This window comes from Tuberibacillus sp. Marseille-P3662, from assembly GCF_900178005.1.
Taxonomy (GTDB): domain Bacteria; phylum Bacillota; class Bacilli; order Bacillales; family Sporolactobacillaceae; genus Marseille-P3662.
On record NZ_FXBS01000002.1, the window covers coordinates 1 to 20,479 of the forward strand.

General features: G+C 41.5%; 24 protein-coding genes, 12 tRNA genes and 1 rRNA gene. 5 read left to right on the forward strand and 32 right to left on the reverse strand.

The features are described from left to right. From B9Y89_RS00050 to B9Y89_RS00115, 14 genes are all read right to left on the reverse strand, one after another. Positions 1-132 (reverse strand): 16S ribosomal RNA (locus B9Y89_RS00050); the annotation flags it as partial. A 238-nt stretch (positions 133-370) separates the two neighbouring features. Continuing rightward, positions 371-447, reverse strand: a tRNA-Ile gene (locus B9Y89_RS00055). A gap of 43 nt (positions 448-490) precedes the next feature. Continuing rightward, positions 491-564, reverse strand: a tRNA-Gly gene (locus tag B9Y89_RS00060). Positions 565-589: 25 nt separating this feature from the next. Beyond that, positions 590-666: transfer RNA gene (locus B9Y89_RS00065), tRNA-Pro, on the reverse strand. 4 nt (positions 667-670) lie between these two features. Then, a tRNA-Arg gene (locus B9Y89_RS00070) sits at positions 671-747 on the reverse strand. 10 nt (positions 748-757) lie between these two features. Continuing rightward, positions 758-842, reverse strand: a tRNA-Leu gene (locus B9Y89_RS00075). A gap of 20 nt (positions 843-862) precedes the next feature. After that, positions 863-944 (reverse strand) — tRNA-Leu (locus tag B9Y89_RS00080). Positions 945-954: 10 nt separating this feature from the next. Next, positions 955-1,027, reverse strand: a tRNA-Lys gene (locus B9Y89_RS00085). Between the two features lie 150 nt (positions 1,028-1,177). Beyond that, positions 1,178-1,252 (reverse strand) — tRNA-Gln (locus tag B9Y89_RS00090). An 8-nt stretch (positions 1,253-1,260) separates the two neighbouring features. Continuing rightward, positions 1,261-1,336: transfer RNA gene (locus B9Y89_RS00095), tRNA-Asp, on the reverse strand. Positions 1,337-1,344: 8 nt separating this feature from the next. Beyond that, positions 1,345-1,419, reverse strand: a tRNA-Glu gene (locus B9Y89_RS00100). A 17-nt stretch (positions 1,420-1,436) separates the two neighbouring features. Beyond that, positions 1,437-1,527: transfer RNA gene (locus B9Y89_RS00105), tRNA-Ser, on the reverse strand. A gap of 3 nt (positions 1,528-1,530) precedes the next feature. Then, a tRNA-Asn gene (locus B9Y89_RS00110) sits at positions 1,531-1,605 on the reverse strand. 324 nt (positions 1,606-1,929) lie between these two features. Then, complete coding sequence (locus tag B9Y89_RS00115; RefSeq protein WP_085520449.1) at positions 1,930-2,400, reverse strand: SprT family protein; 471 nt, start codon at positions 2,398-2,400, stop codon at positions 1,930-1,932. A gap of 101 nt (positions 2,401-2,501) precedes the next feature. Between B9Y89_RS00115 and cmpA the strand changes: the two genes are divergently transcribed. Beyond that, positions 2,502-2,615 (forward strand): cortex morphogenetic protein CmpA, encoded by a 114-nt coding sequence (cmpA, locus tag B9Y89_RS00120; RefSeq protein ID WP_085520450.1) that lies wholly within the window; start codon positions 2,502-2,504, stop codon positions 2,613-2,615. 63 nt (positions 2,616-2,678) lie between these two features. Here the strand turns inward: cmpA and B9Y89_RS00125 are convergent, their stop codons facing one another. The 15 genes from B9Y89_RS00125 to acpS form a co-directional block, all read right to left on the reverse strand. Next, positions 2,679-4,847 (reverse strand): Tex family protein, encoded by a 2,169-nt coding sequence (locus B9Y89_RS00125; protein ID WP_085520452.1) that lies wholly within the window; start codon positions 4,845-4,847, stop codon positions 2,679-2,681. A gap of 43 nt (positions 4,848-4,890) precedes the next feature. Continuing rightward, positions 4,891-5,526, reverse strand: a complete 636-nt coding sequence (locus tag B9Y89_RS00130; protein ID WP_085520454.1) for a SpoIIE family protein phosphatase — start codon at positions 5,524-5,526, stop codon at positions 4,891-4,893. Further along, on the reverse strand, positions 5,519-6,316 hold the full coding sequence (gene sigB, locus B9Y89_RS00135) for an RNA polymerase sigma factor SigB (RefSeq protein ID WP_085520456.1): 798 nt from the start codon (positions 6,314-6,316) through the stop codon (positions 5,519-5,521). Before sigB ends, B9Y89_RS00130 begins: the two co-directional genes overlap by 8 nt. After that, positions 6,288-6,767 carry an anti-sigma B factor RsbW gene (gene rsbW, locus B9Y89_RS00140; RefSeq protein ID WP_085520457.1) on the reverse strand — a complete coding sequence of 160 codons (480 nt, stop codon included), beginning with the start codon at positions 6,765-6,767 and terminating at the stop codon, positions 6,288-6,290. The genes sigB and rsbW overlap by 29 nt, the downstream gene beginning before the upstream one ends. After that, positions 6,764-7,099 carry an anti-sigma factor antagonist gene (locus B9Y89_RS00145; RefSeq protein WP_085520459.1) on the reverse strand — a complete coding sequence of 112 codons (336 nt, stop codon included), beginning with the start codon at positions 7,097-7,099 and terminating at the stop codon, positions 6,764-6,766. Before B9Y89_RS00145 ends, rsbW begins: the two co-directional genes overlap by 4 nt. Before the next feature lie 130 nt (positions 7,100-7,229). Further along, complete coding sequence (locus tag B9Y89_RS00150; protein ID WP_085520460.1) at positions 7,230-8,240, reverse strand: PP2C family protein-serine/threonine phosphatase; 1,011 nt, start codon at positions 8,238-8,240, stop codon at positions 7,230-7,232. Positions 8,241-8,260: 20 nt separating this feature from the next. Next, entirely contained in the window at positions 8,261-8,662 is a 402-nt protein-coding gene (locus B9Y89_RS00155; protein WP_085520462.1) for an anti-sigma regulatory factor, read from the reverse strand. 2 nt (positions 8,663-8,664) lie between these two features. Further along, complete coding sequence (locus B9Y89_RS00160; protein WP_085520464.1) at positions 8,665-9,021, reverse strand: STAS domain-containing protein; 357 nt, start codon at positions 9,019-9,021, stop codon at positions 8,665-8,667. Between the two features lie 2 nt (positions 9,022-9,023). Next, positions 9,024-9,848 (reverse strand): STAS domain-containing protein, encoded by an 825-nt coding sequence (locus B9Y89_RS19465; RefSeq protein WP_085520466.1) that lies wholly within the window; start codon positions 9,846-9,848, stop codon positions 9,024-9,026. A gap of 113 nt (positions 9,849-9,961) precedes the next feature. Continuing rightward, positions 9,962-10,312 carry a type II toxin-antitoxin system PemK/MazF family toxin gene (locus tag B9Y89_RS00170; protein ID WP_085520467.1) on the reverse strand — a complete coding sequence of 117 codons (351 nt, stop codon included), beginning with the start codon at positions 10,310-10,312 and terminating at the stop codon, positions 9,962-9,964. A gap of 5 nt (positions 10,313-10,317) precedes the next feature. Then, on the reverse strand, positions 10,318-10,596 hold the full coding sequence (locus B9Y89_RS00175) for a CopG family ribbon-helix-helix protein (RefSeq protein ID WP_085520469.1): 279 nt from the start codon (positions 10,594-10,596) through the stop codon (positions 10,318-10,320). A gap of 101 nt (positions 10,597-10,697) precedes the next feature. Further along, on the reverse strand, positions 10,698-11,849 hold the full coding sequence (alr, locus tag B9Y89_RS00180) for an alanine racemase (RefSeq protein WP_085520471.1): 1,152 nt from the start codon (positions 11,847-11,849) through the stop codon (positions 10,698-10,700). Positions 11,850-12,048: 199 nt separating this feature from the next. Further along, complete coding sequence (locus B9Y89_RS00185; RefSeq protein ID WP_085520473.1) at positions 12,049-13,050, reverse strand: LolA family protein; 1,002 nt, start codon at positions 13,048-13,050, stop codon at positions 12,049-12,051. A gap of 50 nt (positions 13,051-13,100) precedes the next feature. Next, on the reverse strand, positions 13,101-14,615 hold the full coding sequence (locus B9Y89_RS00190) for an NAD(P)H-hydrate dehydratase (RefSeq protein ID WP_085520474.1): 1,515 nt from the start codon (positions 14,613-14,615) through the stop codon (positions 13,101-13,103). Positions 14,616-14,671: 56 nt separating this feature from the next. Beyond that, positions 14,672-15,034 carry a holo-ACP synthase gene (acpS, locus tag B9Y89_RS00195; protein WP_085520476.1) on the reverse strand — a complete coding sequence of 121 codons (363 nt, stop codon included), beginning with the start codon at positions 15,032-15,034 and terminating at the stop codon, positions 14,672-14,674. A gap of 36 nt (positions 15,035-15,070) precedes the next feature. On the opposite strand from acpS, the gene B9Y89_RS00200 reads away from it, so the two are divergent. Then, positions 15,071-15,703 (forward strand): rhomboid family intramembrane serine protease, encoded by a 633-nt coding sequence (locus B9Y89_RS00200; RefSeq protein ID WP_085520478.1) that lies wholly within the window; start codon positions 15,071-15,073, stop codon positions 15,701-15,703. Positions 15,704-15,708: 5 nt separating this feature from the next. Here B9Y89_RS00200 and B9Y89_RS00205 read toward each other — a convergent pair whose 3' ends face one another. The 3 genes from B9Y89_RS00205 to B9Y89_RS00215 all read right to left on the reverse strand — a co-directional run bounded on the left by B9Y89_RS00205 (position 15,709) and on the right by B9Y89_RS00215 (position 18,255). Next, complete coding sequence (locus B9Y89_RS00205) at positions 15,709-16,161, reverse strand: isoprenylcysteine carboxyl methyltransferase family protein (protein ID WP_303393577.1); 453 nt, start codon at positions 16,159-16,161, stop codon at positions 15,709-15,711. A gap of 50 nt (positions 16,162-16,211) precedes the next feature. Then, entirely contained in the window at positions 16,212-17,309 is a 1,098-nt protein-coding gene (locus tag B9Y89_RS00210; RefSeq protein ID WP_139822658.1) for a type III polyketide synthase, read from the reverse strand. Positions 17,310-17,400: 91 nt separating this feature from the next. Next, positions 17,401-18,255 (reverse strand): hypothetical protein, encoded by an 855-nt coding sequence (locus B9Y89_RS00215; protein ID WP_085520484.1) that lies wholly within the window; start codon positions 18,253-18,255, stop codon positions 17,401-17,403. 269 nt (positions 18,256-18,524) lie between these two features. On the opposite strand from B9Y89_RS00215, the gene B9Y89_RS00220 reads away from it, so the two are divergent. The 3 genes from B9Y89_RS00220 (at position 18,525) to B9Y89_RS00225 (ending at position 20,429) form a co-directional block, all read left to right on the forward strand. Then, on the forward strand, positions 18,525-19,784 hold the full coding sequence (locus tag B9Y89_RS00220; protein WP_085520486.1) for a helix-turn-helix domain-containing protein: 1,260 nt from the start codon (positions 18,525-18,527) through the stop codon (positions 19,782-19,784). 13 nt (positions 19,785-19,797) lie between these two features. Then, complete coding sequence (locus B9Y89_RS18865; RefSeq protein WP_176222045.1) at positions 19,798-19,935, forward strand: hypothetical protein; 138 nt, start codon at positions 19,798-19,800, stop codon at positions 19,933-19,935. 260 nt (positions 19,936-20,195) lie between these two features. Next, entirely contained in the window at positions 20,196-20,429 is a 234-nt protein-coding gene (locus tag B9Y89_RS00225; protein ID WP_085520488.1) for an indolepyruvate ferredoxin oxidoreductase subunit alpha, read from the forward strand. Positions 20,430-20,479 lie beyond the last annotated feature (50 nt).

Below are 20,479 nucleotides of genomic sequence, written 5' to 3' on the forward strand. Positions count from 1 at the left end.
TGTTACTCACCCGTCCGCCGCTCGATCCATCCTAATCACTCCGAAGAGATCATAGAATATCTCGCGCTCGACTTGCATGTATTAGGCACGCCGCCAGCGTTCGTCCTGAGCCAGGATCAAACTCTCCATAAAAGTTGTTGCGTTTGACCCTTGGCTATGTTTGAAAAGAGGTTCCTTTCAAACAGCGCTTGAGTTTTGTTTAGTTTTCAAAGAGCAATCTATCGATTGGCTTCAGAGCGACCTTTCAATTGTAACAAGGAGACACTCTATTGTCAACCACCCTCTTCAATAGAAGATAGTTGAAAAAGCGACAATATTTAATGTAACATTTAATTAAAAGTGCGTCAACACTTATAATTAATTGACTTAATGGTGGGCCTGGGCGGACTCGAACCACCGACCTCACGCTTATCAGGCGTGCGCTCTAACCGACTGAGCTACAGGCCCATAAAGTTATCACAAATATATTAATAGTTTTAAACTTAAAAAGTGGAGCGGGTGATGGGAATCGAACCCACGACCAGAGCTTGGAAGGCTCTTGTTTTACCACTAAACTACACCCGCTTATATAAAAACCATCTTTTTTGGCTGGTCGGGAAGACAGGAGTTGAACCTGCGACCCCTTGGTCCCAAACCAAGTGCTCTGCCAAACTGAGCTACTTCCCGATAATGGTGCGCCCTGAAGGATTCGAACCCTCAGCCTTCTGATCCGTAGTCAGACGCTCTATCCAGTTGAGCTAAGGGCGCTTAATAAAAATGCGGTCGAGAGGATTTGAACCTCCACGGGGTTTAACCCCCACTAGGCCCTCAACCTAGCGCGTCTGCCGTTCCGCCACGACCGCAAACTTCCCTTGATGCAACATGCGGGTGGAGAGACTCGAACTCTCACGTCGTAAGACACTAGATCCTAAATCTAGCGCGTCTGCCAATTCCGCCACACCCGCTTGCTAATGATGAGCCATGGAGGATTCGAACCTCCGACCCTCTGATTAAAAGTCAGATGCTCTGCCAACTGAGCTAATGGCTCATGGTGTCCCTAAAACTTGTATTTATTTTTGCCATTATATAAAAGTAGTATCTCAAGTTGTTCAGAATACAAAAACCGTATTCCTCAACGTAGTTTATTCGACGATGTACCGCTAAGTGCTCTGCCAACTGAGCTAATGGCTCAAAAAAATGGCTGGCCCAGCTGGATTCGAACCAGCGCATCCCGGTACCAAAAACCGGTGCCTTACCGCTTGGCTATGGGCCAATAAATAATGGCGGGTCTGACGGGAATCGAACCCGCGATCTCCTGCGTGACAGGCAGGCATGTTAACCGCTACACCACAGACCCTCATTATATGGTGACCCCTACGGGACTCGAACCCGTGTTACCGCCGTGAAAGGGCGGTGTCTTAACCGCTTGACCAAGGGGCCACTTTATGATGTTCAAATGGCGGAGAAGGAGGGATTCGAACCCTCGCACGGGAAGCCCGTCTACTCCCTTAGCAGGGGAGCCCCTTCAGCCAACTTGGGTACTTCTCCATATGGCTCCGCAGGTAGGATTCGAACCTACGACCGATCGGTTAACAGCCGATTGCTCTACCACTGAGCTACTGCGGAATAATATTAAGAACTACAATTTCATAAAAGGAATATAACATAATGTCTAATGTCGGGAATGCCCAAACTGCATTCTTCAGCATAGCATATCCGATTAAGTATCGCAATAAGTTCGGAATACAACAATCGTATTCCTCAACGCAGTCTATTCGACGATGTAGCGCTAAGTGCTCTACCACTGAGCTACTGCGGAATAATGTCGCTTCCGTTGAAATGCGACGCTATTAATAATACATGATCTTTAATATCTTGTCAACACCAAAATTTATTTGCCGTTTTTTTCTGTGCCGCTCATCAGCGACTTTTATAATTTATCATATAATGCTAAGCATCGTCAACAATCGTTTTTATTTTTTTTATTCGTCCCTTGCACTGACCGCAAGCATACTTTTTCGGATCCATCTCTCGCCTTTTATGGTAAATGCGGTAACAAGATTGACATTGATAAACGACCGTTTTCTTATTGGACTTCTTTGTCCCTGGGACGAGCCTACAATACCTTGATCCCCCGACTTTATTCAGCAGCCTTTTAAACGCCAGATCCCTGTGTCGATACCCGTCTCCTCTTAGGTGAAGATGATAATGACATAATTCATGCTTAATAATCTTAATAAACTCAGTTTTTCCAAAGTATTGAAGTTGCTTAGGATTAAATTCAATATGATGGTTTTTTAACAAATACCTCCCACCCGTTGTTTTTAAACGATTATTGAAAGTTGCCTTATGTTTAAAAGGAGTATTAAAGCTTTCTATGGACACTGATTCAACTAACTGCTGCAACTCATCATCAGTCAATGGATTCACCTTCTAATTTCTTTGCACTTTGCCAAGCTGTCATGCATAAGATAGTCACTACACAAAAAAAAAAACATACAAAGGAGGTTCACATTACTAAAATGCCGGTATGGTTTATGAAACAACTTAGAAACGCCTATTTGGAAAAAGACCGGTATCAAATCAAATTACTCAATCAATGTTGGTTTTTTTATAGAAAGAGGCACTGTTCATGAAACAGTGCCTCTTTTCTTGTTTTATCTTAATGTAAATTAAAAGGTCTTTTCAATAAAAAAGCATTAGTTAGAAGCTGGAATCATGGTTAAGGCGAGACGTCCCTTGTCTGGATCAACGGATTCAACCCATGCATCAACAATCTGACCGACGTGGACAACGTCAAGAGGATGCTTAACAAATTGGTTGGATAACTTAGATATATGTACTAACCCATCGTTTTTGACACCAACATCTACAAAGGCTCCGAAATCAACAACATTGCGGACCGTGCCTTGTAGGTGCATACCACCATGTAAATCTTTAAGTTCAAGAACATCAGTTTTAAGCAATGGTTTTTGCACGTCATCCCGCGGGTCACGTCCAGGCCGGCTTATAGCCTCCATAATATCCTTCAACGTTGGGACACCGATATTCAATTCAGCTGCTTTGGCTTCAATATCCACCGATGACAACCGCTCAGTTAATCGTTCGGTTCCAATATCGCCGCTATCACAGTCTAAGCTTTTTAAAAGCTCTTTGGCCTCTGTATAAGTTTCAGGGTGAATCGGGGTATGGTCAAACGGTTCATCCCCATCCAGGACTCTTAGAAAACCAGCGCACTGAACAAAGGTTTTATTACCAAGACGGGGGACTTTTTTTAACTGATTACGATTCGTATATCGACCCTCTTCTTCTCTTTGTTTCACGATGTGATTGGCAACTGTTTTTGAAACTCCGGAAACATATTGCAACAATGAAGCTGAAGCGGTATTAATATTGACGCCGACCCTATTAACCACTGTTTCGACAACAAATGTCAAAGAACCATTCAATGACTTTTGAGACACATCGTGCTGATATTGACCGACACCAATGGATTTCGGATCAATTTTCACCAATTCGGATAGGGGATCTTGCAAACGCCTCGCAATGGAGACAGCACTGCGTTCCTCAACTTGAAAATTAGGAAATTCTTCTCGAGCAACTTCAGATGCGGAGTATACACTGGCACCGGCTTCATTGACAATAAGATAATAAATGGGATCATTAACATCTTTAAGCACATCAGCAATAAAACGCTCGGTTTCTCTCGAAGCCGTCCCATTACCAACCGCGATCATTTCAATTTCATACTGTCGAATCAAGCCGAGGACTTTATCCTTTGCTTCTTTCACCTTGGAAACAGGCGGTGTTGGATAAATTACTGCTATATCAAGCACTTTACCTGTCTGGTCAATAACAGCGAGTTTGCAGCCCGTACGATAAGCTGGATCCACGCCCAAAACAATTTTTTCTTTCATTGGCGGTTGTAACAGTAAATGTCTTAAATTCTCCGAAAAAATATGGATCGCTTGTTCACCAGCTGTCTCTGTTAGTCTCTGTCGGATCTCCCGTTCAGTTGCAGGCGCTATCAAACGCTTATAGCTATCTTCAGCAGCTTGATCAATCAAATCAGCAGCCTCATTTGTAGCCTTTCTACTATATTGGCTTTTAATAAATCTAAGGATAACGTCTTCAGGACCCTCTACTGACACTCGCAATATATCCTCTTTTTCACCGCGATTAATCGCCAACACCCGGTGAGGGACAATTTTTTTGACCTGCTCATCATATTCATAATACATCTCATATGTCCCGCGTTCATCCTGTTCTTTACTCTTTGCTTTCGTTACAATAACCCCATTTTTGAAGGTGGTATCACGGATCCATTCGCGTAACTTAGCATCATCTGAAATCACTTCCGCAATAATATCTTGAGCACCCGCCACCGCAGTCTCCACGGTATGAACGTCCTTGTCTTCATTTATGTAGCCTCTCGCTTCTTCTTCAATAGAGGTATCGGGCAAAAGCAGCAACCAATCGGCCAACGGCTCTAAACCTTTTTCCTTAGCAATCGTTGCACGTGTCCGCCGTTTTTTCTTATAAGGCCGGTAAAGATCTTCAACCTTTTGTAATTTCTGCGCTTGCAAAATACTATGTTTAAGGTCTTCCGTCAGTTTACCTTGCTCTTCAATCAAACGAATAACTTCTTCCTTACGCTTATCTAAATTTACTGCATACTGCCAGTGTTCATAAATATCATTAATTTGGACTTCATCTAAGCCCCCCGTCAATTCTTTTCTATACCGTGCTATGAAAGGAATCGTATTATCATCTTCAAGCAATTGAATAACATTGCTCACTTGTTTCGATGAGACTTCAATATCCTGACTGATACGAGTCAGCACACTTTGCTTAGTTGTCGTATCCAAATATCTTGTCCTCCTTTTAGTGTAAAAAAGCTCTTCCAAAATATCAGAAGAACTGTGGTCGATGTTGGCCTATAATGAATGTCATATCATCACTAACAGACTCAGATGATAAAAGTGCTTGTAACTCAGATAAAAAAACTTCATGAGAGGTTTGTTCAAATCGTTTAGCAATATCCTTAATTGTATTATTAATAAGACCGATACCATCTGAATAAATGACAAAGCAGCCTTCAGATGGAAAATAGTGTTGCTCATGCTTAAGGTCAACCGGACGTCCCGACAGAAAGCCCGGATTAGGCATAGGATGTCCCACTTTTTTAGAATCATCCGGACTGACAATTTTGACGTTAACATTGCCAATGCCACAAAATTCAAAGTGATTCGTCTCCGGAGCAATACGCAAAACGGACACAACGGCCCCTCTCGTTTTTAACAAAGATGCGTTGACATGCCCTAACACGGAATCAAGCGATTCCTTCGAATAAGTTTCAATCGTTTGTGTGGCCTGGCTTGAAGCTTCCCAAGCCCATTCACCACTTCCCAATCCGTCAGCCACAGCACATAATACATGCTGATCATCAGCTTGAACGAGGTAACTGTCACCACAAATCTTATCATCACCTTTAGCTTTTTGAAAAACCACAATGTCAAACGAATTAAGATAATGATGTTCAAACATGAGTTGATGTCATTCCTTCATCTGCCAATGATTCCCGGAGTTTCCGAAGAGCTCTCCGCTGCAGTCTTGACACATGCATTTGTGAAATACCAATGGCTTCTCCGGCTTCCTTCTGACTCAGATGATCAAAATACGTACAAGTGATTACCTTTTTTTCAAGGTCACTAAGCACTTTAAAAGCTTTTTCCAACATCAAACGTTCGTTCGCATTCTGATAACCTTTGTCTGTCTGGCCAACTAAATCCAGCAAAGTAACCGTTCCACCTTCTTGATCAGCGTCCATTTGGCTATCAACAGAAGCAGCTTGATAGCTTTTACCCATTTCCATAGTTTCAAGAATTTCTTCTTCAGTCACTTCTAGATAAGCAGCTATTTCTTGGACGGAAGGTGATCGTTGCTTGTCATTTGTTAATTGTTCGACAGCTTGTTTAATTTTGGGACCTAATTCTTTAATTCGCCGCGGGACATGAATACTCCACGTTTTATCACGCATATAGCGTTTGATTTCGCCGACAATGGTGGGCACTGCAAAGGATTCAAAACTACGTCCCATAGATGTGTCAAAACGCCTAAGAGCCCCTAATAAACCAATCATACCTACTTGATACAAATCTTCTTCAATGCCTTTATTTTTTGCAAACTTGCGCGAAAGGGATGCAACTAATTGATCATAATAAGAAACAAGGTATGACTGAAGCTCCTCATTGTCCGTATCTTCCTGATACCGCTTAATAAAATCTAAGATATTTTCTTTCATCATTTCATTCGATTGATTGGACTTTGTTGACATGGTTCAACACCCCATCTTCGTCCAAAAACTTTGTCATAATGACATTGATACCCGAGCCGCCACTAATATTAACTTGATCCATCAATGTGTCAATGAGGAATAGTCCCAAACCCCCTTCATTTACATGTTCTATACTTACACCGGCATCAATAGGCTTTAATTCTTTGATTTTATCCTCGTAATCAAAGCTGCAGCCTTCATCAATAACCCCAACTTCCATACGATCAGTATAACTTCTTATGTGAATAGCAATTTGGCCGGAATCAACACCGTGATAGGCATGATTAACGGCATTGGTACACGCTTCTGAGACAGCAACCTTGATATCTTCAATTTCATCATAAGAGTATCCCATGCGATAGGCCACACCTGAAGCTGTCAATCGAACAACCCCAACGTACTCGGATTTGGCTGGAATTTTAAGCTCTACGGAGTCAACTTGCTGACTCATTTCTGTCCCTCCTTTAGTGACTGCTGATCCATGAGCAAATCTGAGACACCCGTTATTTCAAATAACCTTCTAACACGGGGGGTCATTCCTTGAATTTGGATGTAACTTTCGTTTTTGTACGCTGATTTATATCCAGCAATAATAATCCCCAAACCTGTACTATCCATATATTCGGTTTGCTCAAGATCTATAACAATGGTTATTCCTGCTTGCTCTGTCAGAGGTAATAATTTTTCTTTTAACTTAGGTGCCGTGTAAGCATCAATTTCTCCCGAGACTTTCAAAAGGTATTTATTTTCATTAATGAGTTGATCTTCGATATGTAAGTTCAAGCTTCCATCCTCCTTAAACTTGCATGTTACAACATCAGGCCGTATTAGGATCGGTATTCGTAGGAAATCGTTACGCTATTTGGCCGATGTTCCCTTCCTTAAATAATCAATTACCCCTCATCGACGCCCTTTAAACATCTCGTTTCATAATGATAAGTGTAAAATCATCTCTCAATTCAAAGTCTTGCAATCTTTCTAGCTCTTCATAGACCCTTTCAACAATCTCTTGCGGACGTTCATCAATTCTAGACCGGATCATGTCTAATATCTTTTCCTGCTCAATAAAACCACTTTCCGTACGGCATTCTGTGACCCCGTCCGAAAGTAAAATGATCATATCGTTTTTGTTTAAATCCTGTCTGTATTCAACATATTTTGTATCTCGTGTCGCTCCAAGAACCAATCCCCTGGCTTCCATTTCATAAAACTGCTGATCCATTGATGAGTAATAAAACCCAGGTTCATGCCCCGCCGAAGCATAGTAGAATCGGTGTTTTATGGAATTATAAACACCGTAAAACATCGTGATAAACATACTCGAGTCCACATTATGTTCAACAACTCGATTGAGGCTTTCCAACATGGCCGTTGGCTCCATTCGTTGTTCAGAAACACTGTCCATCGAATACTTGATCATCGACATACACATAGCTGCCGGTATACCTTTACCAATAATGTCGGCTACAGCGACACTAATTGAATTCTGTCCATCACGGACAAAGTGATAGTAATCGCCACTCATTTGCTTCGCTGGACGACTAATGACACCCATTTCGAGACCTTCAACATCTGGCATATCGTTTACCAACAGCGATTGTTGGACATCGGAAGCAATTTCAATTTCACTTTCAAGTTGTTGTTGCCAATTCCGCAGACTTTGATGCTCTCGATAAGCGAACCCATATCCCATCATAACTTCCAATAAAAAGTCAAATGAAGCATGTAAATCATCACTCATCTCAGGGTATAACTTCGTTAACACATCAACATGGGTACTGACAACTTCTTCAGGCGAAATATGTTGTTCAATCATCTTACGGCTGATTTTTTGCCCATTATAGAGATTTTTTTCATCCCGCCTAGCTAAATATTCAGACAAAAATTGTTCATAACGTTTCTGCATACTCTCCTGATCCAACATATCCCCTGTCTCCTCTCAGTTCAACGGAGCCATTTAATGGCCACAACTTCTGTCCCTTCATTCTGATGGGAGCGCAAATCAAATGAATCCATAAGGCGTTTAACACCTGGTAGTCCAGCCCCAAGGCCTCCTGAGGTCGTATATCCATCCTGCATGACTTTCTTAACATCATTAATACCAGGACCGTCGTCTTTTGCCACCATCTTTAACCCTGTTCTCCCAGCCTCATGGTAGGCGGCTACTGTGATCGTTCCTTTTTGTGCGTATAGATATATATTTCGTGCTAGTTCAGAAATTGTCGTCGTGATTCGAGCTTGGTCAACATGACCAAAGCCAAGTTCTTTAGCCAGATATCTTCCTTGCTGCCTGGCATTAACAATATCCCATTCATTTTTGATATCAATATTGGATTGGGTCCCCATCATTACCCCTCCAATTCCTGTTGCAATTTATCTAGACCCTGTTCTAAATCAAGAGCGGTTGGCACCCCTTTTAGATGGATTCCCAGGTCTATTAAAGTAATTGCAACAGCTGGCCTAATACCAGTTAAAACAACCTTTGTCCCTAACATACGTGACATATTCACAACGTCACCAAGGATCTTAGCAATATACGAATCAATCAGTTCCACCGACGTTAAATCAATCACAACGCCTTTAGCTTCTGTTTCATGAATCTTCTTCAATAAATCTTCTTGAAATTGGATGGCTGTTTGATCATCTAATTCAACTTGTATTGTTGTAAGTAAGTAACCGTGTAATTTCAGAATAGGTATTCGCAATGTCAAGCCTCCTGATCCGTGTCCACAATTTTTCGCTTTGTCATACCAAGAGCTGTCTCAATACCTTTTCTCAAAGTACTTTTCGTCGGAAATTCACCAAGTTCAATCCCGAGATTAACAATAGTCTGGGCAATTTCCGGACGTATGCCAACTAAAATACATTCAGCACCAACAAGGTGAACGGCTTCCGCTGCCTGTAATATATGATGTGCAACCATAGTATCAACTACAGGGACCCCGGTAATGTCAATCAAAACCACTTCCGATCGGTTTTCAATCACACCATTTAATAGATTTTCCATAATGAGTTTGGCACGGTCCGTATCAATCGTTCCAATGAGCGGCATCACTGATATGGAGTCCATAATGGGTATGAGCGGTGCTGACAATTCCAAAAGCGCGTTTTTCTGCATAGCAACCGTGTTTTCCCATTGTTCTGTGGCATCTTCAATTAACCGGTTAAAAATCGAATCCATGATAGCTTCAATGTCTTGGTAGATTTTCAAAAGTTCTTTAGTATCGTTCGCCTCATGGCCCGTTACCTCAATCATGACCCTGCGAAACAATTGCAAACCTCTTGTCAAATAGTTAAGCGGGTAGCCGAACTCTAAAATTCTCTTGACAAATTCATTCAACTGAGTGAAGTCACCGTCTTTAGCCATATAACTGAAAATTAAGTGAGCAAATGTTTCATTATTGGCTTCAGCAATTTTTTCATTAGTAGAATGAATCGCACTTTCCGGCGTGACATCACCCATCTCACTCATCCAACGTTCAATAATTGATGTTTTGTTGTCGGTAATCAACTGTATCACTGATTTGTTCAACCCTTGGTCAACCTTCTTTCTATAAGAGAATAATTATAATTATTATTTCATTGAATAAACAAATCTTCAACAAAAAAAGGAAAGTTGCCCGATTTTATCGCGGACAACTTTCGCTAGAAGTCAATTAAGCCTAAACTAATACGAATAGCCTCATCAACGCCATTCATCATGTCATCATCCAAATGCGTAATTTTATCCGTCAAACGTTGTTTATCAATCGTTCGGATTTGCTCAAGCAGGATAACAGAATCCCTGTCAAAGCCATATTTTTGCGCATCAATTTCAACATGTGTAGGAAGTTTGGCTTTTTGGATTTGAGCAGTAATTGCGGCAACAACCACCGTTGGGCTAAACCGATTACCGATATTGTTTTGGATGACCAAAACCGGTCTGACGCCGCCTTGTTCGGATCCAACAACCGGAGACAGGTCAGCAAAATATACATCGCCGCGTTTTACTATCACACCCGTTACACCCCGCTAACTAGGCGTTCGAGGGTGCTTTCAGCCTCCTCTTCGGCTAAGAACGCTTCAGATGCGATATTAAGATTAATCTTTGCCATCTCCATGTAGCCCTGTCGCATGGATTCGCGAATTTGGCGTTTATTATGCTCACGAAGGTACAATTTTACTGCTCGACGAAGGCATTCACTCCGATTAACGTTTTCTTTCTGCGCCATACCATCTAACTCTCTTATAATCTGTTGTGGTAATTCTACGACGACCTCTTCAGAATTTGATTCAGGCATAGGTGCACCTCCAACCCAGTCACTTCGCACAATAAGATTCCAAATTAAATATTATCATTAGATCGAACAGTTTGCAAAGCTTCTCTCGCAAAAACACCGAACTATTCATCCATATGCCCCTTATTCTTAAAGTATAACCTTGGAACTCTTGCATTAATCATACAAGGTATTTCATAGGGAATCGTTTCAAGCTCTTCGGCAATATCCCCAACGGCGATGCCATCACTTCCACTAGGTGAAGAGCCGATCAATGTCACAGGAGTGCCGATCGGAACGGCCTCAGGTAAGCGGCACATCAATTGATCCATGCATATTCGCCCAACTACAGGACACCTGTGTTCACCCACCAATAACTCGGCATCTTGCAATCGTCGTGGCCACCCATCACCGTAACCAATTGGAACAGTTCCAATCCATTCCTCACCATTGGTATAATACGTTGCACCGTAACTAATCGCTTCACCACGGTTCATTTTCTTGACATGGATGATTTGGCTCTTTAAAGAAAAGGCTTCTTCTAACGGGAATGGCAAATGAGCATTCATGTCCTTACCTGGTGACAAACCATACATAGCAATACCGTATCTAACCGCATTAAACATTTTATCAGCATGCTTCAGTGCTGCAGCACTGTTCCCACAATGAACGATATTTGGATTCACCTTATGGTTCTGCAGTTGAGATAAAAAGTGGTTAAACGTTCGATACTGCAAATTAAAGTAGGTCGGGTCATCTTCATCAGCCGTCGAAAAGTGTGTAAACACACCTTCTAAAATGAATTGTCGATCACTCTTAATTTTTTCAATCACACCATCAAGTTCCCCAACTGTCCGGACGCCTATTCGTCCCATGCCCGTGTCCACTTTTAGATGCAAAAATAACATTTGATAGCTCGGTAAATACGCCTGTGCTTGATCCAACCATTCTTCTTGAAAAACAGTTAAAGATATATGATGTTCAGCAGCAACCGCAACGTCTTTTGGGCGAACCCAACCCATAACAAGAATAGGAGCCTGCACGCCTTGTTCACGTAACTCTAACGCTTCATCAAGAAGAGCGACACCCAACCAAGTCGCGCCAGCATTTAAAGCGGTCACAGCAGCTTGATATGCACCATGGCCATATCCATCCGCCTTAACAACAGCCATGATTTCGGTTTTACCCGGAAGATGTGACCGCAATGATCGGACATTCGCTGATATCGCATCCAAATTGATTTCAGCCCAGGTATCACGATAATATTTTCGTTCCATCCTTGGGCTCCTCCCTCAATAAATTATATATAAATTATCATTTCCCAAATCTTAATTGTCAAATGTTAAAGGAAGTTCTTCAATGTAAGGATATTCGAATAACTACGCCAATTCCTGCGGCACCGTCGAACTGACTCACGGCTTATGAGCCCAAAGAAAAAAGGCCCGTGATGTCTCAGGCCTTTCAACATGAACCCTATTATTTGACGAGACCGCTATTCATAGAACCAGCAACTTCAATCATTTCCTTTTGCGTCAAGTTGTCTGATGCCAGATAAAAGTCAGTGCCATTATAACTCCAAGATAACGAACCGTCCGTGATTGTTCCAACCGCATACCCTAAATCAACTGGGTTCCCTGAAGCAGAAACGGTTGAAGATGTTTCTGCGACATCACTCTTTGATTCAATTAAAGTGAAAGAACGGTCACCTTCATATTTGATGACGTGACGGACTTTGTCGTCATTTTTTACTTTCTTGACTAGAGCAAGCTTTGTATTCTCCCAGTTCAGATTGGGACGAACAACCGTGAGCTCCTTATCTTGATTGGCCATTGTTGGCTTTTCAATCCTAGCTGCACTCATCGCTTTATCTTCATCAAATGTGCCTTTCTCAAATTCTGGATTAAATTTAAAATCATTAAATGAAACATCGATAACCGTATTCATATCTTTATCCATAATTTGAACTTTCTTAGGCTCAAGGTCTTTGTTTAGGACAATTTTTTGATGCGCTAATTCCTTTGTCTTATAATTTGTGGCTGTTGTAAAGACGTACTGGTCATCCTTTGTTTCGAAATCAGGTTCAGGATCATTTAAAATATCCGTAACCAATGATTGATAAAGATAATACTGACTACGATTATTCGGCCATTTGCTTTCAAAGCTATACTTCTTCTTCAAAGCCGGCGTTAGGACAAAGACACCGTTATCATTCTTGATGATCATTTGCTTATTGCTCTGCTCACCTCCATCCAATACAATCTTGTAAAAGTCAGATGATTTGTACGAGATCTCCGCCTTGTACTTTTGCTTTTTGTCGCCTTGGTGAAAGACCATTGTCGCTTGAGTTTTATAGCCTTTTAGATTTTCTGTCTTTTTCTCCAAACTCTTAATAACATCTTCCTGAGATTTTTCACCACAAGCTGCCAAGACAAACATACACATAACGCTTGTCATGAAAATTGCCAATGCTTTCTTCACTATATCCAACCCCTTTGTCTCAGGTTCAGTGACAAAGGAGGGATTCTATTCTAGCTAGTCGCATCACGATAACATTCATACAAAATATTTGGAATGTGCTGGGTAAGGTCACTCGCCACAACATCTAAAGGTGAGTGTTCCTCTTGAATGAGCCTATCAGCGATTTGCCCATGCAAATAAACGGCATTATTAAGAGCATGAATGGGTTTTTCATATTGCATTAGGAGCGCCAAGATCATGCCCGTTAACACGTCGCCACTACCCCCTTTGGCTAGAGCAGGATTGCCTGTTTCATTAACGTACTGTCTACCTTCAGGGGTCGTAATGATCGTGAAGGGGCCTTTTAATACCAGATAAATACCATAACGGGTCGCAAATGCCCGGGCAATACCAAATCGATCCGATTCAATCGTGTTAACATCATCCCCCGTTAGCCGCGCCATTTCACCTGGATGAGGCGTTAACACGGTAATACCCTTTCTTTGAGCCAAAGTCTCTAAATCATCCTTCAGGCAATGAAGTCCATCGGCATCGATGACAAACGGCTGATCACTTTTCAACAATTGAGCTAGAGACTGCCGTGCTTGTTCGTCAACGCCCATCCCCGGCCCAATCGCGACTCCATCAAATTTTGAAGGATCAATATCCTGACGCGTTGTAAAAGTAGCTTCAGGGGCATTCGCGCCAATAATGGGGATTGCCTCCGCCGTCACAGCAACCGACAATAAGCCAATGCCAGATCTTAAAGCAGCGCGAGCAGCTAGTGCTGCCGCTCCAGGCATTCGCTTGGAGCCTGCGACAAGAAGGCCGCGGCCATAGTTTCCTTTATGACCGTCTGCAGCCCTATTCGGCAATGATTGTAAAACATGCTGCCGTTGCCAAACCGATACCCCCGGATGTTCAATTGTTCGTTCAACAGCCTGATAGGGAATACCAATATCAGCCGTTTGAGTAACCCCATAAAAGTTGGCAGCCGGATACGTATACCGTCCCATTTTAGGGCATTGTAAAGTTATCGTATAATCTGCTTGAACCGCTTCATGATCAAACTGACCGCCATTGGCAGGCGTTCCACTGGGTATATCCACCGAAACGACCGTCTGCTCCAACTGATTCATAGCTTGAATGAGGTGTCTGTAAGGTTCCCTTGGCACTCCCGTGATACCAGTACCGAGCAAGGCATCAATGATGATTGTACATGAATGCCAATCTTCGAAAAGCGCCTCCCACTCATAGTCTTGCAAAAATTTCGGATGACCCCCGCATTTTTGTAAAATAGCCTTATGAATAGCTGCATCACCTTGGATACTTTGGTTATTCGGAATAACCCATACAGAAACCTGATAGCCCGCCTCCATAAGATAACGGGCAATGACAAACCCATCACCCCCGTTATTTCCTTTGCCGATCATCACCCCTATTTTGCCTGCTGATGGCAGTAATTTCTTGATGTGATGAAAGACGGCCCGGCCGGCATTTTCCATCAACATTTCACCTTTAAGACCGATTTGTTCACTAGCAAACCGGTCAATACGCTGCATGTCATCTCGTGATACGACCTGCACAATAGTCCCTCCCAGCGCACTAAAAATATATGAGACAACCATAAGGAATATGCAGACTAGCTTTCCTTGTCCTCAATAACGATAAAAGCAACAGCATATTCATTAGAATGGGTAATACTTAAGTGAACTCTGCAATCATTATAACGCTCACACGTGACTTCCGGCTTTCCTTGATCATTGTTATGTACCTCGATATCGCGCCAAGAAAGTTCTAAACCAATCCCCGTCCCCAGAGCTTTGGCAAATGCTTCTTTGGCCGCGAACCGTCCCGCCAAAAATTCCGTCCGTCTATTGGCAGATAAAGTGGTAAATTTGTGGTACTCTAGAGATGTTAAAATACGATGTATAAATTGATGACGTTCAACTAGCCGGTTGATCCGGTTTAAATCAATGATATCGACACCTGTTCCAATAATCATTTATTCACAACCTTTTACAGGAGGAGGTCTGTTACCTTGTTTATCAGACATGAAGATTTTAAAACTTTCACTCGATTATACCCTATTGTTACCACCATTTTAGCAATAAACCTTGCGATATTTCTATTACATGCTTTATTTGTATCAGGTCCGCTTGGCCCTATTCTCAACTTAAATGCTTTTTTTAACTTAATTGTTGGCCATCATTACAGCGTTGCTGTTAATAATGAATGGTGGCGGCTCATTACACCCATCTTCGTTCACTTCGGCCTATCGCATTTGTTTTTTAATTGCTTTTCATTATTTTTATTTGGTCCAGCATTGGAACGGATGTTAGGAAAAATCAAATTTATCGTTGCCTTTTTAGGGTCTGGTATATTAGCCAATGTTGGCACCTTTTTCTTTAGTGATTGGGGTTTCAATGTAATCTTCTATGGAGCTTCAGGGGCTATCTTCGGTTTATTCGGTTTCTATCTCTATATGGTAGCTATTAGGCGGGACCTTATGAGTAAGAATGATATGAACATCGTCATGGTTATTCTGGTCATCAGCGTCCTATTTACGTTTTTCTCACCCGCTTCCGTCGATGTATTAGGTCACTTATTCGGCCTGTTGGCTGGATTCATTTTAGCACCTGTTTCGCTATACAATATTCACAGAGGGGTCTGACCTGGTCAGACCCCTCTTAATGCCCGCTCTTCCTCAGGAATACGTACGCCCAAGATTAACACCGCATTTAAGACAGTAAATACAATCGCTGTTAAATAAGTCTGGAAAATTAGCGGCAAGGTTAATATTTCTACAGCCACGACTAGATAGTTAGGATGTTTTACATACTTGTATGGCCCTTTCGTAACGATATCAGCACCGGGTAAGACAATAATTTTCGTATTCCAAAAAACACCTAATGACGTTAATGCCCAGACACGTATAATTTGGGCAAGAAGGAAAAAACCTAAAGGAATCCAATACCATGGGGCTGGCCGGGCACCAATAAAAAGCACCTCAAGAAGCAGGCTTACAAAAAAGGCGATATGCAGACCCACAATTAAGTGGTAATGTGACTGCCCTTTCTCAATCCCCCCATAAGCCTTGAGAGACCGTTCATTCCGCTTCGCTATGCTCAACTCGACTCCTCTTTGCAGCAACACTATCAAAAATAAAGCCACAAATAACTTCATGACGCGTCAACCCATTCGAGTAGCAGTAACTCAGAGGTGAAACCAGGACCCAAGGATACAACCAGTCCCTGCTCACCGGGATTCCCGGCTTGCCTCATCGCCCGATCTAGGACATATAAAACGGTTGGCGATGACATATTTCCGTAGTTTCGTAAAATGTTACGAGCATTGTCCGTAAACTGGCGTTCAAGATTAAATATGGCTTCATAGGCATCAAGTACCTTACGACCACCAGGGTGAGCAATAAAGTGATGCAATTCTGATATATCAAGGTAATATTGCTGTAAAAACTGTTTCACCTCAGGTTGAAGCCATGTTTCGACAATATGCGGGATACTTTTTGAAAAAACAACATGCAGCCCTTCATCACGAACATCCCAACCCATGACTTCTTCGGAGTTAGGCATTAATGTCGATTGACTCCCTCTTACTTTAGGAACGATCGGGAGCTGAATTTTACTTTTCAACGATGATTGTTCGCCTGAAACGAGCACACAAGCAGCACCATCAGCAAATAATGACGTTCCTATTAAATTGCTTTTGGAGCGGTCACCATATTGAAACGTTAAACTACATAATTCAATCGAAAGAACTAATACATTAGCTTCAGGGTAAGCACGGCAATAGTCATCAGCACGAGCTAGTCCAGCGGTGCCGCCCCCACAACCCAGTCCCCAAATAGGAATCCGTTTAGTGTGGACATCAAATGGTAATTGGTTCATAATCCTGGCTTCAATACTGGGCGTGGCCATGCCCGTTGTGGATATAAAGTAAATAGCATCAATGGCTGTGGCTTCAACAGGCGTTGAAAGGTAATCGACCTGATTGAGACAATCATTAATCGACTTTATCCCTAGACTAACAGCCATTTCACAATAGCGATCATTTTTTTCTTTCAGCGTTCGAGGCTGACTGAACCACTTGATTGGTGCTGAAAAATACCGGCGCTCAATGTCCCCATTATGAAAGACTTTTAATAAACGTTCGACGTCCGAAAAATCATTTCGGTAAAAGTCTCTGGCAAAGTCCATCACTTCTTCTTGCGCCAGAACATAAGGTGGATTGCTCAGCCCGACTGACACCACTGTTGACAAGACCGTCATCCTTTCATTGGTTAGTTGCCTTATACTGTGAAATTAATGACTATTTTATGCAAAAAAAGCTGCTGGTAGGTGCTACCAGCAGCTAGGAATTTAAAGTACGGGACAAATGAATCACGCTTGTCACTTTCCGCTTTTGGTGATTCCAATAAAAGAGCGATTGTTTATCATCATTGTACAAGAGCAAATGTTGGTTTTGCTCACGTATATCTTTTGTCTTAGGTATATTATAGGTCGCGGCCTTCAAAGTTTGTAAGTGAATATAGACAAGATGGTCAGCTCTGCCTGTTTCCATATTCAAACCATGTAAAATCAAATCACCATCATATCTGAACAATTGACGGGGAGATGTATCAACAATCACAGTATTTACAATAATCCCTGATTCATCGAGTTGTAACAACTTGCCACGGTTTGGCTCAGTCAACTGACATGTCGTCACATAAAAGCCTGCACCGTATTTAATAATGCCGGTTGGGAAAAAACCTTCTCCCAAACATAGACTGTCTTTTCCCAAAGTACTAATGCTTGTTAGATAAGCATGGTTATCTTTGGGTGAGTAACTGACTGCATGCAGGTGATTGTGGTCAATCGCTAAATCCCATAAAAAGCCGTCAATTTGCCATTCATTCAGAAGCGTAATTGCCGTTTTATCGAATTGATACACATAGCCGTAACCATCTTCCCCTTCGCAAGCGGCCACTAACCAATGACTGGATTCATACAGCGACACTTTTCCTTTGACACATTTCTGTTCCAAAAGGTGACCTTGTCCGCAAAACACGTGGATTTCTGATGTCCCTTGACACTTATCCATTTTTGAGGTTAACCACAACTTGCCTTCCGAATCAATCAGAAACTCTTCAAAATCAGCGGGATTCGGAATATCATTAATCAAAGGTCGACGAATATCCTCAAATAATACTGACTGCGAACGCATCAAACCAGCCTCCTTAAATATAAATAGCTCGGTACAAAAGTCCTGTGTATTTGTTGTGTTTAGATAATGTAAACATCTGTAAAAGCGGTTAACATTTGCTGTATTTTGATTTAAACTATAGGAAAATAGCTTTTCAAAATGTATATCTATTGTATAATAATAATAACAGAAATTCTGGTACTCTTTTATTGGGAAAAAAGTACGAAAGTCATAGGACGAACAAGGGTGTTAACAGACAATTTTCCCAAGTTGTTAAAGGAAGGAATCTTATGATAGGACAGCGAATACGATATTATAGGAAGCAGACTGGTCTGACCCTTGAGAAATTGGCGGAAGGGATTTGTTCCGTGTCCTATCTAAGCAAGATTGAACATGGGGACAAATCCAGCGATGAAGTCGCTAAACTCCTATGTGATCGCTTAGGCATCGCCTATGAGGATGTCGACAACCAAGCTCAACTTGAGGAAACAAGGCGACTTTTGGATCATTGGTACAAAGAAATCAGGGACAAAGTCTTTTATGATTATGAAGATTACAAAGACCGGATTGAGGAAAGTTTGGGAAAAGCACAATCTCCCTTACTGAACATAAGGTTTGATTTGTTCCAAATAAAATACTTAACAGCAAAAAGTAATTTTGAAAAAGCCAAAGAAAGAATAGCCAATGTCGAGCAATATCATGAACTGATGGATGACGAATTGCTTTATTATTATCATCACTTTCTCGGCATCTACTATGGCGCTGTCAATGCCTATGACGATGCGATCGTCCATTTTGAAAAGGCTGAGAAGGCCATCCAAGAACTCACTTTGGGAGAAGCAGAAACCGGTGAGTTATGGTACCAAATTGCTCTCGTTCATAGTAATCATGTTCAATTCACAAGAGCCATGGACTATGCCAACAAAGGGTTGGATATTTTTAATAAACAATATAATTTAAAACGCATCGCTGATTGCCAAGTCATACTCGGCATTAGCAGCCGGGCGATGAAAAATTACCGCCAAGCCGAATACCACTATACTCAAGCCTTGAAGTTTATTGAGCTATTAAATGATGATTATCGAAAATCGGTTGTTTATTACAACCTTGCTGTGATTAGTGCGTATAATAATGAATTTCACCAATCAATTGACTACTTTAAAAATATAATAGACTTACTTGGTGAGACTAGTCATTTAGCGGTGTCCAGTCAAGTCTCTATTGCCGAGTCTTATTATTATCTAAATGATATTCCTCAATGCAATAAGGAGTTGGACAGGGCTAGAGAATTGATAAGATGTGGAAATTACGGTAAAGAGTACCCTTTATTCTTGGAGATCATTTACAAGAAAGCGAATCAAATTTACGACCATTCATATGAGAATTTGCTAAAGAACAAAGCGTTACCTTACTACAAAAGTTCTAAAAGATTAGACAAAATTGTTGAATACGCAGAAGTTTTGGGAGATATATATTATAATAAAAAACATTATAAACGGGCGAGCGAATACTATCGTTTAGCCAAAAAAACACGAGACGATATTAATTAAAGGGGTGCATCTTATGAATAAAATGCTTAAAATCAGTATTATTGCTTCATTGATGTTTGGAGGAGTCACTACTTTTATATTTAAACATCAGGACATAGGCCCGCCAAGCGGCGCACCTGATCCAGACACTGAAGTTGTAAAAACTTTATAAGTCAAGTCTCAAGCCATCCGATGTGTGTTCGGATGGCTCGTTTTTCATTTCCACTCAATCTCTATGTTTTATCCCCTTACTTAACATGATACTCCTTATTGTTCCATTTTGCTTTGTATTTTTGGAGTTATGTTGCCAGCCTGTGCTTCCATTCATATGAATTTTTGGTTTGAAATTTTTTGTGAAGTTCGGCATACTAGGATAGTGTAAGATTCTATAGAGTATAATGTCTCAAGATTATAGAAAGGAGTTCAACACCAATGGCATTTGTTATCACTTCACCTTGTGTCGGAGAAAAATCAGGCGAATGTGTTGAAACATGTCCGGTTGATTGCATTGTCGAAGGCGACGATATGTTTTATATCGATCCTGATATCTGCATCGATTGCGGAGCTTGTGAAGCCGTTTGTCCGGTAGAAGCCATCTATCCTGAGGAAGAAGTTCCTGAGGAAGAGCAGCAGTACATCCAATTGAACAAGGACTTCTTTAAGTAGACATACTTAAAGGGCTGTCTAAACGGCAGCCCCTTTTTTTGGCTTTATAA

Bases quoted from the DNA above. Each gene is read 5' to 3' on its own strand.
- rsbW (WP_085520457.1), bottom strand. From the start codon at position 6,767: ATGAGTCAGCAAGTTGACTCCGTAGAGCTTAAAATTCCAGCCAAATCC.
- sigB (WP_085520456.1), bottom strand. From the start codon at position 6,316: ATGTCAACAAAGTCCAATCAATCGAATGAAATGATGAAAGAAAATATC.
- cmpA (WP_085520450.1), top strand. From the start codon at position 2,502: ATGCCGGTATGGTTTATGAAACAACTTAGAAACGCCTATTTGGAAAAA.
- B9Y89_RS00130 (WP_085520454.1), bottom strand. From the start codon at position 5,526: ATGTTTGAACATCATTATCTTAATTCGTTTGACATTGTGGTTTTTCAA.
- B9Y89_RS00220 (WP_085520486.1), top strand. From the start codon at position 18,525: ATGATAGGACAGCGAATACGATATTATAGGAAGCAGACTGGTCTGACC.
- B9Y89_RS00225 (WP_085520488.1), top strand. From the start codon at position 20,196: ATGGCATTTGTTATCACTTCACCTTGTGTCGGAGAAAAATCAGGCGAA.
- B9Y89_RS00175 (WP_085520469.1), bottom strand. From the start codon at position 10,596: ATGCCTGAATCAAATTCTGAAGAGGTCGTCGTAGAATTACCACAACAG.
- alr (WP_085520471.1), bottom strand. From the start codon at position 11,849: ATGGAACGAAAATATTATCGTGATACCTGGGCTGAAATCAATTTGGAT.
- acpS (WP_085520476.1), bottom strand. From the start codon at position 15,034: ATGATTATTGGAACAGGTGTCGATATCATTGATTTAAACCGGATCAAC.
- B9Y89_RS00215 (WP_085520484.1), bottom strand. From the start codon at position 18,255: ATGCGTTCGCAGTCAGTATTATTTGAGGATATTCGTCGACCTTTGATT.
- B9Y89_RS18865 (WP_176222045.1), top strand. From the start codon at position 19,798: ATGAATAAAATGCTTAAAATCAGTATTATTGCTTCATTGATGTTTGGA.
- B9Y89_RS00150 (WP_085520460.1), bottom strand. From the start codon at position 8,240: ATGTTGGATCAGGAGAGTATGCAGAAACGTTATGAACAATTTTTGTCT.
- B9Y89_RS00155 (WP_085520462.1), bottom strand. From the start codon at position 8,662: ATGGGGACCCAATCCAATATTGATATCAAAAATGAATGGGATATTGTT.